At 40.9% G+C, this 15,844-nt stretch carries 16 protein-coding genes and 1 riboswitch; of the genes, 4 read left to right on the forward strand and 12 right to left on the reverse strand.

Annotation, left to right across the window (positions count from 1 at the left end):
* Positions 1-6: 6 nt before the first annotated feature.
* From deoB to H605_RS0104375, 5 genes are all read right to left on the reverse strand, one after another.
* Positions 7-1,200, reverse strand: coding sequence for a phosphopentomutase (gene deoB / locus H605_RS0104355; RefSeq protein WP_029053086.1), 1,194 nt, complete (start codon positions 1,198-1,200; stop codon positions 7-9).
* A 24-nt stretch (positions 1,201-1,224) separates the two neighbouring features.
* Positions 1,225-2,115 (reverse strand): site-specific tyrosine recombinase XerD, encoded by an 891-nt coding sequence (xerD, locus tag H605_RS0104360; RefSeq protein ID WP_029053087.1) that lies wholly within the window; start codon positions 2,113-2,115, stop codon positions 1,225-1,227.
* A gap of 44 nt (positions 2,116-2,159) precedes the next feature.
* Entirely contained in the window at positions 2,160-2,636 is a 477-nt protein-coding gene (gene fur / locus H605_RS0104365) for a ferric iron uptake transcriptional regulator (RefSeq protein ID WP_029053088.1), read from the reverse strand.
* Positions 2,637-2,732: 96 nt separating this feature from the next.
* The gene (locus H605_RS0104370) at positions 2,733-3,245 is read right to left on the reverse strand and encodes a hypothetical protein (RefSeq protein WP_029053089.1); all 513 of its coding nucleotides are present in this window, start codon (positions 3,243-3,245) and stop codon (positions 2,733-2,735) included.
* A 64-nt stretch (positions 3,246-3,309) separates the two neighbouring features.
* Complete coding sequence (locus tag H605_RS0104375) at positions 3,310-3,843, reverse strand: NUDIX hydrolase (RefSeq protein ID WP_029053090.1); 534 nt, start codon at positions 3,841-3,843, stop codon at positions 3,310-3,312.
* A 72-nt stretch (positions 3,844-3,915) separates the two neighbouring features.
* Here H605_RS0104375 and H605_RS0104380 point away from each other — a divergent pair, with 72 nt between their 5' ends.
* Positions 3,916-4,818: an aldo/keto reductase gene (locus H605_RS0104380; protein WP_029053091.1), complete on the forward strand. Its 903-nt coding sequence runs from the start codon at positions 3,916-3,918 to the stop codon at positions 4,816-4,818.
* Between the two features lie 41 nt (positions 4,819-4,859).
* Here H605_RS0104380 and H605_RS0104385 read toward each other — a convergent pair whose 3' ends face one another.
* The 3 genes from H605_RS0104385 to H605_RS0104395 form a co-directional block, all read right to left on the reverse strand.
* On the reverse strand, positions 4,860-6,215 hold the full coding sequence (locus H605_RS0104385; protein WP_029053092.1) for a nucleobase:cation symporter-2 family protein: 1,356 nt from the start codon (positions 6,213-6,215) through the stop codon (positions 4,860-4,862).
* Positions 6,212-6,799, reverse strand: coding sequence for a xanthine phosphoribosyltransferase (locus tag H605_RS0104390; RefSeq protein ID WP_029053093.1), 588 nt, complete (start codon positions 6,797-6,799; stop codon positions 6,212-6,214). Before H605_RS0104390 ends, H605_RS0104385 begins: the two co-directional genes overlap by 4 nt.
* 15 nt (positions 6,800-6,814) lie before the next feature.
* Positions 6,815-6,914: riboswitch (purine riboswitch) on the reverse strand.
* 228 nt (positions 6,915-7,142) lie between these two features.
* The gene (locus H605_RS0104395; RefSeq protein WP_313247659.1) at positions 7,143-8,030 is read right to left on the reverse strand and encodes an AEC family transporter; all 888 of its coding nucleotides are present in this window, start codon (positions 8,028-8,030) and stop codon (positions 7,143-7,145) included.
* 116 nt (positions 8,031-8,146) lie between these two features.
* On the opposite strand from H605_RS0104395, the gene H605_RS0104400 reads away from it, so the two are divergent.
* Positions 8,147-9,376 (forward strand): CynX/NimT family MFS transporter, encoded by a 1,230-nt coding sequence (locus H605_RS0104400; RefSeq protein WP_029053095.1) that lies wholly within the window; start codon positions 8,147-8,149, stop codon positions 9,374-9,376.
* A 295-nt stretch (positions 9,377-9,671) separates the two neighbouring features.
* On the opposite strand, the gene H605_RS0104405 is transcribed toward H605_RS0104400, so the two are convergent.
* Positions 9,672-10,517: a VOC family protein gene (locus tag H605_RS0104405; protein WP_029053096.1), complete on the reverse strand. Its 846-nt coding sequence runs from the start codon at positions 10,515-10,517 to the stop codon at positions 9,672-9,674.
* Positions 10,518-11,021: 504 nt separating this feature from the next.
* Here H605_RS0104405 and H605_RS0104410 point away from each other — a divergent pair.
* A complete protein-coding gene (locus H605_RS0104410) occupies positions 11,022-11,552 on the forward strand; it encodes a helix-turn-helix domain-containing protein (protein ID WP_029053097.1) in 531 nt (176 codons plus the stop codon).
* Positions 11,553-11,724: 172 nt separating this feature from the next.
* Here the strand turns inward: H605_RS0104410 and H605_RS0104415 are convergent, their stop codons facing one another.
* The 3 genes from H605_RS0104415 to H605_RS0104425 all read right to left on the reverse strand — a co-directional run bounded on the left by H605_RS0104415 (position 11,725) and on the right by H605_RS0104425 (position 14,601).
* Entirely contained in the window at positions 11,725-12,480 is a 756-nt protein-coding gene (locus H605_RS0104415; RefSeq protein ID WP_029053098.1) for an exodeoxyribonuclease III, read from the reverse strand.
* Positions 12,481-12,500: 20 nt separating this feature from the next.
* Complete coding sequence (locus H605_RS0104420) at positions 12,501-13,412, reverse strand: pseudouridine-5'-phosphate glycosidase (protein WP_029053099.1); 912 nt, start codon at positions 13,410-13,412, stop codon at positions 12,501-12,503.
* 64 nt (positions 13,413-13,476) lie between these two features.
* Positions 13,477-14,601, reverse strand: coding sequence for an NAD(P)/FAD-dependent oxidoreductase (locus tag H605_RS0104425; RefSeq protein WP_029053100.1), 1,125 nt, complete (start codon positions 14,599-14,601; stop codon positions 13,477-13,479).
* 129 nt (positions 14,602-14,730) lie between these two features.
* Between H605_RS0104425 and H605_RS0104430 the strand changes: the two genes are divergently transcribed.
* Entirely contained in the window at positions 14,731-15,831 is a 1,101-nt protein-coding gene (locus H605_RS0104430; RefSeq protein WP_376781596.1) for a branched-chain amino acid aminotransferase, read from the forward strand.
* The last annotated feature ends 13 nt before the right edge of the window (positions 15,832-15,844 follow it).

The raw sequence follows: 15,844 nt of genomic DNA on the forward strand, positions 1-15,844 counted from the left end.
ATACAATTAATCCTCCTTAACCAATGCAGACAAGAAACTTTCACCATGTTCCGGCTGATCTACGTGGAAATTATCAGCAATTGTCGCACCGACATCAGAGAATGTTTTACGGATCGGTAACTCGCCAGCTCCTTTATTCGAAGGTGAATAGACGAGTAACGGCACATATTCTCTTGTGTGATCCGTTCCTTCATGCGTCGGGTCATTCCCGTGATCTGCTGTGATTATCAGTAAATCATTCGGTCGCAGTGCTTCCATAATCTCAGGCAAGCGTGCATCAAATTCTTCAAGTGCATTACCGTAACCAATCGGATCACGACGGTGACCATATAACGCATCAAAGTCTACTAGATTAACGAAACTGATGCCTTCAAATTCTTTTTTCATAACCGTGACAAGCTGATCTACACCGTCCATGTTCCCTGTGGTACGGACTGCTTCTGTCACGCCTTCGCCATTGTAAATATCTGCTATTTTACCGATTGCGATTACGTCATAGCCTTTATCCTGCAATTCATTCATCACTGTTTTACCAAATGGCTTCAACGCATAATCGTGACGATTGGTTGTGCGTGTGAACGTACCGGGTTTTCCAACAAATGGACGTGCAATCACGCGGCCCACTAAAAATTCAGGTTGCAACGTAAGTTCTCTTGCGATTTCACAAATACGATATTGCTCTTCAATAGGAATGATTTCCTCATGCGCTGCAATTTGTAGTACAGGGTCCCCCGACGTGTAGACGATCAGAGCGCCTGTCTTCATATGTTCTTCACCGAGCTCTTCAATAATTTCCGTCCCACTTGCCGGCTTATTTCCGATAACTTTCCTACCCGTTTTTAATTCCAATTGATCTATTAATTCCTTTGGAAAACCATTTGGATATACTTTGAATGCATCATCGATACTCAAACCCATTATTTCCCAGTGTCCTGTCATCGTATCTTTACCAACAGACGCCTCTTGCATCTTTGTGTAATATCCTTGCGCTTCTTTTTGAGGTGCAAGTCCTTTAATGGGTGCAATATTCGCAAGACCTAGACGTTCCAAGTTTGGTAGTTTCAATCCATCCATCTCTTCAGCGATATGTCCAAGTGTATTCGATCCAACATCACCAAATGCTTCAGCGTCCGGCGCTTCGCCGATCCCTACTGAGTCAAGTACGATTAAATGAATACGATTATAACGAAATTTCTCCATATGAAAACCTCCAGTAATAGTAGTTTACGCTCTAGGATGAAATTGACTATAGACATCTTTCAAGCGCTTTTTGCTGACATGCGTGTAAAGTTGCGTCGTGGAAATATCGGCATGGCCGAGCATTTCCTGAACTGCACGCAAGTCGGCTCCATTTTCGATCAAATGTGTGGCGAATGAGTGACGTAATAAATGCGGTGAAATGACTTTTTGAATTTCCGCCTTCATGCCTGCCTCTTTTAGGATTTTCCAACACCCTTGCCTTGTCAGACGTCTACCATGCATGTTGAGAAATAAGGCCTCGGTATCTTTAATGAATTTAGGACGCCCTTCATTTAAATACACAGTACAGGCATCGATCGCCGAACGTCCGAGTGGTACGATCCGTTCCTTACTGCCTTTTCCGAATACCCGCACAAAACCCATTGTCAAATGAAGATCAGCCAAATCAATCGCTATCAACTCACTTACCCTCATTCCCGTCCCATATAACAATTCTAGCAGCGCAATATCACGCATTCCTTGTGAAGTATTGCCATCCACGGCATGAATCAGTCGTTCTATTTCAGGTATAGAGAGCACATCCGGCAACTGTTGTTCGATTTTAGGCAATTCGATGTGAATCGTGCAATCATGAGTGGTAACTTGCTCTCTCACTAAAAATTGATGAAACGAACGAATGGAGGAAATATGCCGAGAAAGTGTACGACTGGATTTACCACTATCTTTCAACTTCTGCAAATATTGAAGAACCATCGCACGTTCAATCGAATTAACTGTTTCCAAATTCAAACTTTCTATGAAACGTAAATATGCAGTTAGGTCGCGTTGATAAGATTTCACCGTGTTTTGTGCTAATTGTCTTTCAACTGTTAAAAAATGCACATAATCTTCTAACGCAAACTGCGCATCTTTCATAGACTTTCCTCCTTCCTTATGTAAAAAGTAAAAAAGGACAGCGCTTAGGCCATCCCGTTGTCTTCCTGTTCTTCCTCTTCGTCTTTCACCTTACAACGTTTACAAACACCATGGAACGTTAGCCAATGATCTTTGACTGTAAAACCATAACGACCTTCTACGACTTTTTCTACTTCGCCAAGTAGGTCTTCCTGAATTTCATCAACCGTTCCACATTCTAGACAAATTAAGTGATGGTGGAACCGCGCAGCGCCTTCTTCGCGCAAATCATAACGTGCTACACCATCGCCAAAGTTAATTTTATCGACAACTTTTAGTTCAGTTAATAATTCTAATGTACGATATACAGTCGCCAGACCAATATCTGGCGCTTTTTCTTTTACTAATAAAAATACATCTTCTGCACTTAAATGGTCTTCTTCATTTTCCAGAAGAACTGCTACAGTCGCTTCACGCTGAGGCGTCAACTTGTAGCTGGCCCCGTGCAATTGCTTCTTGATTCGTTCAATACGGCTTTCCATACGACGCCCCCCTCAAATTGTTTCCATTATACCAAACTGTCGTTCCAGATGACAATAGAAAGGAAAGGTTCATTTCATTACAGTGTGTAGTAAACATTATTTTATAAAATAGAAGATCGATAGTTCCAGTATCTGCGTGATCAACAACAGAGCAATCAAAGGTGGCACAGCAGTTAATGGACGATCTTTCTTACTGGCCGGTGTAGCGAAAAATGGCGGACTTAACACTGAACATAATATCAGGAACAATAAACAGCTGATTAATTGAAATGGGAACCACCAAATCGTATAAGATACCAATTTTAATCCTGTCGATAATAAATAGGTGGATGACAAACCAAAAAAAGCACATTTAATCGCTCCGAGAAACATAGTGATAAAGCGGACTCTTTTATATTTAGACAGAATGATGGCTAATAGAATAAAGCTCAACGTCACCACGATAGGCGACCACAAAGCCGCTTCAGACCCCTTTACTACGCGTTGGTCATATAAGCCGATAATTTGTTCTAGCGACGTGACCGGCCACTCCCTGAATAATAAAGCCCCTCCTATATAACTGATTGCGAGTATAACGAATAAATAGACAAAAGACAATGATCGAGCCATAAATAGGACACCTCCGCATCGTTTTTACAACATATGCTTGTCCGTCCTGAAATAGCTCAATCCTTTATAGGTTTTTTACATACCAGACAGCAGCAACCGTCTTGGCATCATAAATCCTTTCATTCGCAATGAATTCCTCTGCCTCTTCCACTGTTACCTCTAGCACATCAATGAATTCATCTTCATCCCCTACAGCAGGCTGTTCCACTTTTTCAAGCTCTTTTGCTACATATAAGTGAATGATCTCATCCGCGAAGCCTGGTGAAGTGGAGAAAGTCTGCAAATATTCGAATGAATGTGCACGGTACCCTGTCTCTTCTTCCAGTTCACGAATTGCCGTCAGTTTAGGTTCTTCTCCCGGCTCGATCTTGCCCGCAGGTATTTCTAGCATCGTTCGTTCCAAAGGCTTTCTGTACTGTTCAACTAACACGATTTTTTTATCTTCAGTCAAGGCGATAATCGCCACAGCTCCTGGATGTTTTACTAATTCTCTTTTTGCTAGTTTTCCATCAGGCAATTCTACTTCGTCGACTTGCACTGAAATGATTTTACCTGTAAAGATCTGTTCTGTTGAGAGGGTTCTTTCTTCAAACTTCATCCAGCACTCAACCCTTTCCATTGGTTTTATATCCCGTTTTCATTGTACCATGAAACGAAAGGAGTGAGGCACATGAAGAAACGTACAATAGGTTCTAGTAATTTGCTTGTTTCCGAACTTGGATTGGGTTGCATGTCATTACCGACTGAACTGGAAGCGGCTCGTTCTGTACTCGACGAAGCGGTTGATCATGGCATTAACTATTTCGATACAGCAGATCTTTATGATAAAGGAACTAATGAAGAACTCATAGGAAAAGTGCTGAAAGAAAAACGACAAGACTTGATCATTGCGACGAAAGCCGGTAACAAGTGGGTGTCAGGAGAAGAGTCCTGGACATGGGATCCTTCCAAAGCGCATATTATGGACGCTGTCAAACAGAGTTTACGACGTTTACAACTCGATTATATCGACTTGTATCAACTTCACGGCGGTACGATGGAAGATGATACAGATGAAACGATCGAAGCTTTTGAAACATTAAAAACTGAAGGGGTCATACGTGAATACGGTATATCTAGTATTCGACCTACTGTTATTGAACGTTTCCTGAGTACTAGCAACGCGGTTTCCGTCATGATGCAGTATAACTTGCTTGATCGACGTCCTGAAGAATACTTTTCTATGATTGCAAAAAAAGGTGCATCTGTCGTCACTAGAGGTACACTGGCAAAAGGCTTACTAACGAATGAAGGCGTGGAGCGAGCGAAGAAATTGAATGGCTTCGTTTCTTATACACCTTCTGAGTTGCAGCAAACAATTCAGGTGCTTTCAAAGGAAACAGACAACTTACATGCATACGCTCTTGCTTTCGCACTTAAAGAGCCTGTAGTGGCCTCAGCTTTGATTGGTTCAAGAACACAAGAGCAACTTCGTGAATCATTGAATGCTTATGATACAAAAATCGATCCACAATTGCTTTCGGCATTAACAAACAAAACAGAGCGTCATCAGTATGAACAACATCGAGTGTAAAATATAGAAAAAGAGCAACTTTTTAGCAGTTGCTCTTTTTCTTATTTATGATCAGCTGTTGCACTTACCAAGACAGAAGATGGTCCTTCTTTGATGCTAAGCGGCATAGCTTTTGCTTCTTCAGCATGCTGGGCTGCTTGCTTCTTTTTTGACGGAATCATATTGAAAATGATATTCAAGAAAATGGCGGTGATACTTCCGAGCACAATGCCATTACTTGTTAAAATCTGTACACTTTCCGGCAATTCTTTAAACAGATCCGGTACAACTGAAACACCAAGACCGATACCGATGGAACACGCTACGATCATCGCGTTATCTTGAGTTTTTGAAATAACAGGACTTAACATTTTAATTCCTTGTGAAACAACCATGCCGAACATGGCAACCATCGCGCCGCCAAGTACTGCTGGAGGGATAATTGTTGCAAGAGCTGCTATTTTTGGCAAAAAACCTAATGAAATTAGCATAATTGCAGTAACGAATATTACCCGACGTGACTTCACACCAGACAATTGCATCAAGCCGACGTTTTGCGAAAATGTCGTATAAGGAAATGCGTTGAAAATACCTCCAATAACAGAAGCTAACCCCTCTGCCCGATATCCTTTTTCCAGCATTTTCTGATCAATTTCTTCCTCACAAATATCACCGAGTGCAAAGTATACCCCCGTAGATTCTACGAGCGATACCATTGCCACCAATGTCATAATTGCAATCGGAAGTATATGGAATGTAGGAGTAGCTAAATAAAACGGCATGACCATATGAACATAAGAAGCATCATGTACATTCGAAAAATCTACTATACCTAGGAAGATTGCTGCAATTGTACCACCCACTAATCCTAATAAAATAGCGATAGACTGCATAAAACCTGAGGTGAATCGGAACATCAAGATAATAAATAACAACGTTCCAAATGAAAGTAAAATATTTGTCAACGAACCGAAATCTTCTGCACCTTGTCCGCCACCCATATTATTGATCGCTACAGGAATCAATGTGATTCCAATAATTGTTACGACAGAACCGGTAACGATTGGCGGGAAAAATTTCACGAGACTTCCGAAGAAGTGGCTAATGAAGAAAATGATTACGCCCGAAGCAATAACCGCTCCGTAAATAGCCGAAATTCCATAATCATTGCCTATCAAAATCATTGGGCCTACAGCCGTGAACGTACACCCAAGAACGACGGGTAGACCAACACCAAAATATTTATTACGTGAAATTTGCAACAACGTCGCGATACCACACATTAAAATATCAATTGAAACAAGATAGGTCAGCTGTGTGGGAGTTAACCCTATGGCATTCCCCACAATAAGCGGTACCAACACCGCGCCTGCATACATAGCTAGTAAATGCTGAAAACCTAGCAGTGTTGTTTTCATCCGTTATTTTCCTCCCCAACGAATTGGACTTGACCGTTTTTCAGTGACTGAAGCTCAGCCAGTGACTCTAAACGTACGCCTTCTTTTCGAATCAAATCCCCACCTGGTTGGAAGCATTTTTCAATGACAATTCCAACACCAGCGATAGTGGCACCAGCTTGTTTTGCGATATCTATGAGTCCTAGTGCAGCTTGGCCATTCGCAAGGAAATCATCGATGAGCAATACCGTATCTTCATTTGAAATAAAATCTTTAGAAACCGAAATATCATTCGATTCTTTCTTAGTGAAAGAATACACTTTCGCGGAGTATAAATGATCCGTCAATGTAAGTGATTTACGTTTTCTGGCAAACACTACCGGAACGCCCAATATCATTCCCGCCATTGTCGCTGGAGCAATACCTGAAGATTCAATCGTGATGATTCTCGTGATGTTTTGATCGCTAAATCGTTTAACAAACTCTTTTCCGATTTCCTGCATCAGTAATGGATCGATTTGATGATTCAAAAAAGAATCTACTTTTAGTACCTCTTCCGATAACACTTTACCTTCTTGTCGAATCTTGTTTTTTAACAACTCCACGCCGTTGTGCTCCCTTCATTTTTCCGAATAAAAAAGGCGGTCTATTTTCGGTAGACCGGTAGAAACTTACGGGCCATATCCCCGTGATTATATGAGTCTTATTTAACTGAATGCTAACAGTATAGCATGATTCGACAAATTTTCAATAAGAATATTTGTCAATTAGTTTGATAGCTTTAAGCTAGCAAGCACATGGACATATTCTCGACAAAAAGTTGGCGTGAATTAGGATAAATAGTAATTTCAAGGGAATGCATAGGATTGAAGCGTCCCCTCAGTAGTGCCAATCGCTTACCAACACCCACGCCAGACTCTCTTTGCAATAAATTCCCAGTTTTTTTACTTACCCGAAAAGTAGTGAGGAAAGATAAATCACTACGCCTACTGTAAAGCTGCTAGCTACGGTGTTGAACAGGACGATCTGGGCTGCTAGCTCAGACTCTACATCATATTCCAATGCCAGCGTCGAGCTGTTTCTTGACGTTGGAAACGAGCTGGCGATCCAGAGTGATTGAGCTGTGACACCGTCTATCCTCAACAGTAAAATCAACAGCAACGCCACAGTTGGTGAGATTATGAGTCTGCCAATAGCGCTTAGGTAGATTAAACGGTTCCATAGCGTTTTCACCTTTATCTGCGCTAACTGCGCGCCTAGTGTAATGAGCGCAATGGCGATAAAAGCATTTGATAAATGACTAATCGGCAACTCGATAAATTGTGGCAATTGGATATTTGCTAAATTAAGCACAGCACCTAGCCACAAAGCATGAATAATCGGCATTCGAAGAAACTGCTTTACGATGTCTTTTCCTGATTGCGTGGAAGACACGAGATTATACAATCCATACGAGTACGTCAGTAAGTTCTGATAGACAATTAACACGATTTGAATGGACACTCCGAGTGGATTGGCATGAAAGACTAGCTGACTGACGGGTAATCCATAGTTTCCAGAGTTGATCAAAACAATACTGTTTTTCATTACAGCGGTTTGCTGGCGGTTTAGACGCAAGAATTTACTAAATAAATGGCCAGTAATTATTAAAGTGGTCGTAAATAATACGACAAACATTAATACGTCGAGTAGGATTTCTATATCAATGACGGTATGGTATAAGTTCATGAATACGGCGGCAGGTATTAAACAGTATGTTAGTATATTCCCTAACGCCTTAACATTAAAAGTAAACTTTATTTGTAAAACTACGCCAATTGCTAATAAAATAAGCATGGGTGTGATAACATTTACAAAGACTATGAGTAAGTACTCCACAAAGGAATCTCCTTTCTGCTGCTTCAGCTACATACTTCTCAGAACAATCTTCAAGTAATACAGGAGGCTTCACAATGGAAAAAGAACGACCAAGTAAACATTTACATTTTCCTAAGAGTCAGTGGATATTATTAGCGGGTATTTTATTTTTAGCCGCTACCATCCGTTCCCCACTAACTTCTGTCGGACCTATTATCGGTAACATTCGTGATCAACTGCAAATCTCTAACTCGTTGGCTGGATTTTTAACAACCATCCCATTACTGGCATTTGCTATTGTATCACCTTTTACACCACGTATTGCAAAACGTTTTGGTATGTCGAGAACACTTTTCTATGCGATGATTATTTTATTGCTAGGAATTATCATGCGTTCTGTGGGCAATAGTCCATTGCTATTGATCGGTACATTTTTAATTGGGGTAGGAATCGCTTTTGCAAACGTCCTATTACCAAGTCTTCTTAAACTGAGCTTTCCCTTACATATTGGATTAATGACAGGACTATACTCAGTATCTATGAGTATATCTGCAACACTTGCTTCTGGTATAGCTTCTCCAATTGCGAATGAAACAGTATATGGCTGGCAAGGGGCGCTAGGAATTTGGGGAGTCATTACATTGTTAGCTATTATTGTATGGATTCCTCAGATACGCAAAAAGAAAGAAGTCATCAAATCGGTTCAGAACAACATGAAGACGAAACCTGCTCTGCCTATTTGGCGGTCACCACTAGCCTGGAGCATCACGGTATTCATGGGACTACAATCGTTCCTATTTTATACGACAGCATCATGGATTCCCATTGTGTTGCAAACAAATGGCATGACGGCTGATGCTGCCGGATGGATGCTAGCTCTTGTCCAGCTTGCACAATTACCTATGATGTTTATTATACCAGTGGTCGCTGATAAAGTACGTGATCAACGTGTCCTGGTTGCAGCTGTTTTCGCTTGTTATTTAATTGGCTATGGCGGCGTTCAGTTTGGAAGCGAAAGCCTGACTGCACTTTGGATGATTTTCATTGGTCTAGGAGGAGGATCGGCATTCGGACTCGCTATGATGTTCTTCACTTTACGTACCCATACACCAGACCAAGCGGCTTCAATTTCCGGTATGGCGCAGTCGATCGGCTACTTACTCGCAGCTATCGGTCCAGTGTTGTTCGGTATTCTTCATGACTATACCGGTTCATGGACGGCACCGCTTTATACCTTCATAGTTGTCGCAACGATACTATTTATAAGTGGAATGTACGCAGGCAAAAAGCGTTTGATTTCGCTTGACTCAAACCAGCATGCATAATAAAAAACAAGTGCATTGAAAGTGAACTTTTTTAGTATAAAGATATAAAAACGTATTTCAACAATAAAACGAAGGACCCCAATTCATCTGCGAATTGGGGTCCTTCGTTTTATCCATGTATAACTCTGTAGGTATAAAATGTAACAGTTTCAAAAGCTTAGTAGCAAACCAAGTACTATGCATACGCAATCTTTTATAGCACGAAGTGAATCTCAAAAAACTAAAATTCAATCCACTCTTAAAATTAGTAAAATCACACCCATGCTACCGTTTTAGGCGGGATAAGTGGGAGGGTTTACACGGTTAATTGAATTTTATTTCCTGATGGATCTTCAATCACAAACAACTCACCTTCAACCGTATACGAAACACCCAGGTTCTGTAATTGTCCAATTACTTTCGATCTTTCAGCTTCGTCTGGGAAAACAAGCGAGTACCAATTTATCCCCACACTATTTTTCTGTGGTTTAGGAGCACCTACTCCTTGCCATGTATTTAAGGCAATATGATGATGATAATCGCCCGTCGAAATAAAAATAGCTTGAGGATAATGGCTTACAACTGTAAAACCAAGTCCCTTCGTGTAAAATTCTTCTGCTTTTTGAAGATCGGCTACATGCAAATGAATGTGGCCCATTATCGTATCAGCCGGCAACCCGTTCCATTCCAAATCACTTACTGCTAGAAGACCTTCCCCATCTAATGGGTCAGTTACCATCTTGACTTCTCCATTAGACCAACTCCATTCAGAAGATGGCCGATCTATATACACTTCAATGCCGTTTCCGTCTGGATCCGTAATATAAAGTGCTTCACTAACAAGGTGATCTGATGCTCCGAATCGATAACCTGTCTTAGATAAATGGCGTAAAAAGGCAGATAAGTCAGCCCTGGTCGGTAACAAAAGTGCAAAGTGGAATAAACCAGATCTCCTTTCCTCCTTAGGTAGTACATCAACCGGCTGTTCAATCGTTAATAATCCTGTTTTTCCGTCTGCTGTTAAAACCGCTTTTCGATTTGTTTGCTCCAGTACTTGAAATCCGATAACTTGTTGGTAAAATTCAAGTGCTACATCCAAATTCATTACATTTATATTAACCTGTCCAACAAATGTATTAGGTTTTTTATGAAAGTTTTTCATTTTTATAATCTCCCTCTTCTATCTTGTATCGTTTCTAATGTGCGTAATCTAAATTTTTATCCTCTTCTTATTACATATCACTCGATCAATACCAAAGTTTACTTCTATGAGTTTGGACTTTGAAGATCATATTTAAACTGTCTGGCATCATTTTAAGTTACTGTTATATCCCTTTAAGGATATTATATCTCTATAAGTGAACACTAATTGTAAAAAAAATGATTCTCCATCCTATTTCATCTGATTTTCAGCATTGTAAAATACTTGGTTTACACATACCTCCTCACTTCTCTAAAACAAGTATATCTATTAACATATTGTTACTTCTTATCAGTTACTATTCCTTCTTGAATCACATCAATATATTTATTGTGAAAATTTAATTCAGCACTTAATATTCATATGTGAATATTAATTCTCTATAGGATAACATTATACGAAAGATAGCGTCAAGATATTTGTGCTATTATATAAATACATAACAATATTCTTGGAGGGATCCATGTGGAAATCGGCTCAAAAATACGAGATATACGTAAAAGAAAGAAAATAACCATCGCACAGATGAGTGAACAAATAGGACTCTCAAAAGGGTTTATAAGCAACATCGAAAATGATAATACATCCCCCTCCCTTAATACGTTGCAAGAAATCGCTCGCTTTCTAGACGTCCCGCTTCCTTATTTGCTGCTAGAGAAAAAGAAGCATATGAAAGTCATTAGGAAAGCTGATCGGGTATATACAACGTTTAACGGAATAAAAATTGAACATATTACTACGCAAAGTGGTCTGCGAATGATGCACGTTGAATTACCACCTGGTACATCGACCGGTGAAGCGATCGCCCACGAAGGTGAAGAGAGCCATGTCGTACTAAAAGGCACGGTCCTTGCTGAACAAGGCGAAGATTCTGTTATTGCAAAGGAAGGCGATTCATTTAGTTGGAATGCTAGCGTACCTCACTTTGTAAAAAACATCGGAGAAGATGAGGCAGTCTTACTCATCGCCGTCTACTCCGAGGATAAAAGTACATGACACCATTCTGTTCCCTCTCCGGCACACTATTCCTAAATCATTCATGTACTGGCAACCGAAATGGATTCAATTAATAAATCGCATCACAAGATAAACTTGTGATGCGATTTTTAGTATTTCAGTTATTGTACCCCTCAACTGAACAAGTTAACCCGAGAGGTACTTGCTCTTATTATAGTTCTAATTCTGTAGAAATCGGACAATGATCACTGCCCATGATTTCTGAATGAATGGCTGTTATTTGCAGGGCTGACAGGAGACGCTCTGAAATGATAATGTAATCGATACGCCAGCCAATATTTCGTGCCCGTACATCGCGCATATAAGACCACCATGTATAGTGATCTTTTAGATCGGGATTCATAAAGCGAAACGTATCAATGAATCCGGCATCTAATAACCGCGTCATTTTCCCACGTTCTTCATTCGTAAATCCTGAATTGCCAATATTGGATTTAACGTTACGAATATCAATTTCTTCATGTGCTACGTTTAGGTCACCGCAATAGATAACTGGCTTGATAGCATCTAAAGACTGTAAGTGATCGAGTAATTCATCTTCCCATGCCAGTCGAAATGATAATCGTGCCAAGTCCCGTTGTGAATTGGGCGTATAACAATTGACGACAAAAAACTCTTCAAATTCTAGCGTCAGCACTCGGCCTTCTGATTCGTGATCTAGATCATTCAATCCATAGCGTACAGAAAGAGGTGTTTTCTTCGTAAACACTGCCGTACCGGAATAGCCTTTTTTCTCAGCATAGTTCCAATAGGATTCATACCCATCGAAAGAAAGATCAATTTGTCCTTCTTGACATTTGATCTCCTGGACACAGAAAATATCTGCCTGTACTTGTTCAAAAAAGTCACTGAAACCTTTTTTCACACATGCTCTAATACCGTTCACGTTCCAAGATACTACTTTCAATTCTACACAACCTATCTCTATTAATTACCGTTAAAACTCACTGCCAATTTTGCGGCAAGTTCAGCGTTTGACTTTATCAGTGCAATATTGGCTTCCAAACTTTTGCCACCTGTCATTTCCTGAACTCTTTTTAACATATGTGGCGTGAGATTCTTTCCACTAATACCCATTTCTTCAGCTTCTTTAAGTGCATCTGAAACCAACCCATCCATATACTCTTGATCCATGGCATATTCTTCAGGGATTGGATTGGCAATAATCGCACTACCTTCCAAGCCTAGATTCCATTTAACACGTAACATCTCTGCCATCATGTCGATTTCATCTACTCGATAATCTACAGGATGTGCACTGTTTCTTGTATAAAAGGCAGGGAATATATCTGTCTGATACCCTATCACCGGCACACCTTTCGTTTCCAAATACTCGAGTGTTTTTCCAAGATCCAAAATGGATTTCGCTCCCGAACAAACAACCGCTACACTTGTGCGTGCGAATTCCTCAAGATCGGCGGAAATATCCATCGTCTGTTCCACGCCCCTGTGCACACCGCCAATGGCTCCAGTCGTGAATACACGGATTCTCGCCAAGTCAGCAAAAAACATCGATGCAGCAACCGTCGTGGCACCTGGTTTTTTAGTAGCAATTAAATAACTGATATCCCGTCTAGATGCTTTAATAACACCCTTGCTGTCTCCAAATCGTTCCAACTCATCATCAGTTAGCCCGATTTTTATTTTGCCGTCCATAATCGCAATGGTTGCTGGAACCGCTCCATGATCCCGCACAATCTGCTGAACTTCACGTGCGGCTTTCACATTTTCAGGATACGGCATGCCATACGTAATAATTGTAGATTCCAATGCGACTAGCGGCTTGCCGTATTTCATCGCTTCTTTAACTTCTTCTGAATACGAAACATATCTTCTCATTATGAATCTTCCCCTTTACCGTTCAATCGCTATATATTCATAATAGTCATTATACGCACTTTATTCAATGTTCACAGGCAATTATTTGATCAATAGAGTAGCTTTCCAAATTCCATCCAGTCTCATGGTCAAGCACTAACTGGGATAATAGCTTGCCGAGAAGAGGTCCTACTGTTAAACCAGATGAACCAAGACCATTGGCAATCCAAACCTGCGGGTGATCAGGCAGCTGACCAATTACGGGCATAAAATTCGGTGTATGTGGACGGATGCCCACACGAACCTCAGCCAATTCCGCCTTATTCAGTGCAGGTGCAACGGGTAGAACATTTGATAATACTTCCAATATCCCACCAGCTGTCGGTTGAATATCAAAATCATCTGTATCTTCGTGTGTTGCACCCGCCACGAATCTACCATCTTGGAACGGTACCAGGTACTGAGTGCTCGGTGGCATGATGACGGGCCACTCACCTGACGTCATATGCTTGGATTGTAAATGAAGTATTTGCGCTTTCTGTCCTGCTACTTGTAGCTTTTTACCTAATGGTTCTGTAAAATCACTAGCCCATGCACCTGCAGCTACGACGATTTGATCTCCTTCAATAATTTGTCCATCAACAACAACACCACAGACTTTTCCTTCTTTTATGTACGGGGTAGCGGAGCCATTTATACTTTGCACACCCCGTGTAACTGCCACACGTTTCAACGCATCGAGTAGTTGCTCGCCTTCGACTTTGGCTGCGCCAGAAATACGGACAGCTGAGTATTCATCAGATAACTCTGGAAAATAACTAGCTACCTGCTCTGGAGACAGTAATTCCACTTCTCCAATCTCGGGAGCGTGTTCTTTTCTTTTATTCAATAACTCGACTTTCTTCTCTAAACGACTTAAATCGGTATGAATCGCCAAGGCACCAACTTTCTTGTATCCTGTTTCCAGCTCGCCCTGCTCTTCCAATGAACGAATGAATTCTGGATAATAGGCAGCTCCAGCTGACGCTAATGCATACCAAGCTTTATTACGGCGCTGAGATGCCCATGGACAAATTATGCCTGCTGCAGCTTTTGTGGCCTGTCCCGGCTCCTGTCTATCGATTAGCACTACTTCTGCATGTTGCGTTGACAAATGATAAGCAGCGGAAGCACCAACGATTCCAGCGCCTACAATCAATATTTTTTTCATGAAAACTTGCTCCTTTATACAATAGTTTTGAATATCGACAAACTTTCTACTTTATTTTTTCTGAAAAAGCAGTATAATTACATTATTCGGAATTAAAGTTTTGGAATATTCTATATCTTAAGGGGTTTGATGATTATGACGAGATTACCTATGCAAATTCAACTTGCACAAAATAAAAAAGAAAAGCCTGATCCTAGCACTCTAGTTTTTGGGAAATCATTTACAGACCACATGCTCATTATAGACTATGAGGAAGGCAAAGGTTGGCATAATCATCGCATTACTCCTTACGCTCCTTTAACACTAGATCCCGCTGCAATCGTTTTGCATTACGGACAAACGGTTTTTGAAGGGATGAAGGCGTATCGATCTGAAGAAGGAACGATTCGTTTGTTCCGACCCGATCAAAATATGAAGCGCCTGAATTACTCACTTGACCGTCTATGTATGCCACGGATTGATGAAGAGAACGCATTGTACGCACTGAATCAGTTGCTGCAAATCGAGCAGGAATGGATTCCTACACTAGAAGGAACCTCATTATATATCCGCCCATTTGTCATTGCAACAGAAGCATTCCTAGGTGTAGCACCAGCAAAGAGTTATCAGTTTTACATGATTCTGTCCCCTGTTGGCTCATACTACAAGGAGGGAATTCATCCAGTAAAGATTCTCGTAGAAAATGAATTTGTCCGCGCTGCAAAAGGTGGAACGGGTAGCGCTAAAACTGCCGGTAACTACGCGTCCGCTTTAAAGGCGCAAGAGACAGCAGACAAACAAGGCTACTCCCAAGTTTTATGGCTCGATAGCGTAGAGCGTAAATATGTCGAAGAAGTTGGTAGTATGAATATCTTCTTCAAAATCAATGGTGAAGTCGTGACACCCGCAATCAACGGCAGCATTCTCGAAGGTATTACACGAAAATCAATCTTGCAGTTGCTACGACACTGGAATATGCCAGTAGCAGAGCGTCAAATCTCGATGGATGAAATTCGATCTGCCTATGAAAGCGGAGAACTGGAAGAAGTATTCGGCACAGGTACAGCTGCTGTTATTTCCCCCGTCGGTGAACTAAATTGGGATGGTTATAAAATGATTATCGCTAACGGCCAAACAGGCGAACTATCCACTCGTCTTTATGACACGTTAACGAATATCCAAACAGGTAAAGAAAAAGATCCATTTGATTGGGTATATGAAATCAAGAAACATGTAGCAAAGCTTGCCTAAAACGACGAAAAAT

The organism is Sporosarcina ureae DSM 2281, from assembly GCF_000425545.1.
Classification (GTDB): domain Bacteria; phylum Bacillota; class Bacilli; order Bacillales_A; family Planococcaceae; genus Sporosarcina; species Sporosarcina ureae.

What these genes read in the sequence shown, in the direction of transcription:
- deoB (WP_029053086.1), bottom strand. Translation starts at nt 1,200, where the DNA reads ATGGAGAAATTTCGTTATAATCGTATTCATTTAATCGTACTTGACTCA.
- xerD (WP_029053087.1), bottom strand. Translation starts at nt 2,115, where the DNA reads ATGAAAGATGCGCAGTTTGCGTTAGAAGATTATGTGCATTTTTTAACA.
- fur (WP_029053088.1), bottom strand. Translation starts at nt 2,636, where the DNA reads ATGGAAAGCCGTATTGAACGAATCAAGAAGCAATTGCACGGGGCCAGC.
- H605_RS0104370 (WP_029053089.1), bottom strand. Translation starts at nt 3,245, where the DNA reads ATGGCTCGATCATTGTCTTTTGTCTATTTATTCGTTATACTCGCAATC.
- H605_RS0104375 (WP_029053090.1), bottom strand. Translation starts at nt 3,843, where the DNA reads ATGAAGTTTGAAGAAAGAACCCTCTCAACAGAACAGATCTTTACAGGT.
- H605_RS0104380 (WP_029053091.1), top strand. Translation starts at nt 3,916, where the DNA reads ATGAAGAAACGTACAATAGGTTCTAGTAATTTGCTTGTTTCCGAACTT.
- H605_RS0104385 (WP_029053092.1), bottom strand. Translation starts at nt 6,215, where the DNA reads ATGAAAACAACACTGCTAGGTTTTCAGCATTTACTAGCTATGTATGCA.
- H605_RS0104395 (WP_313247659.1), bottom strand. Translation starts at nt 8,030, where the DNA reads ATGCTTATTTTATTAGCAATTGGCGTAGTTTTACAAATAAAGTTTACT.
- H605_RS0104400 (WP_029053095.1), top strand. Translation starts at nt 8,147, where the DNA reads ATGGAAAAAGAACGACCAAGTAAACATTTACATTTTCCTAAGAGTCAG.
- H605_RS0104405 (WP_029053096.1), bottom strand. Translation starts at nt 10,517, where the DNA reads ATGAAAAACTTTCATAAAAAACCTAATACATTTGTTGGACAGGTTAAT.
- H605_RS0104420 (WP_029053099.1), bottom strand. Translation starts at nt 13,412, where the DNA reads ATGAGAAGATATGTTTCGTATTCAGAAGAAGTTAAAGAAGCGATGAAA.
- H605_RS0104425 (WP_029053100.1), bottom strand. Translation starts at nt 14,601, where the DNA reads ATGAAAAAAATATTGATTGTAGGCGCTGGAATCGTTGGTGCTTCCGCT.
- H605_RS0104430 (WP_376781596.1), top strand. Translation starts at nt 14,731, where the DNA reads ATGATTATGACGAGATTACCTATGCAAATTCAACTTGCACAAAATAAA.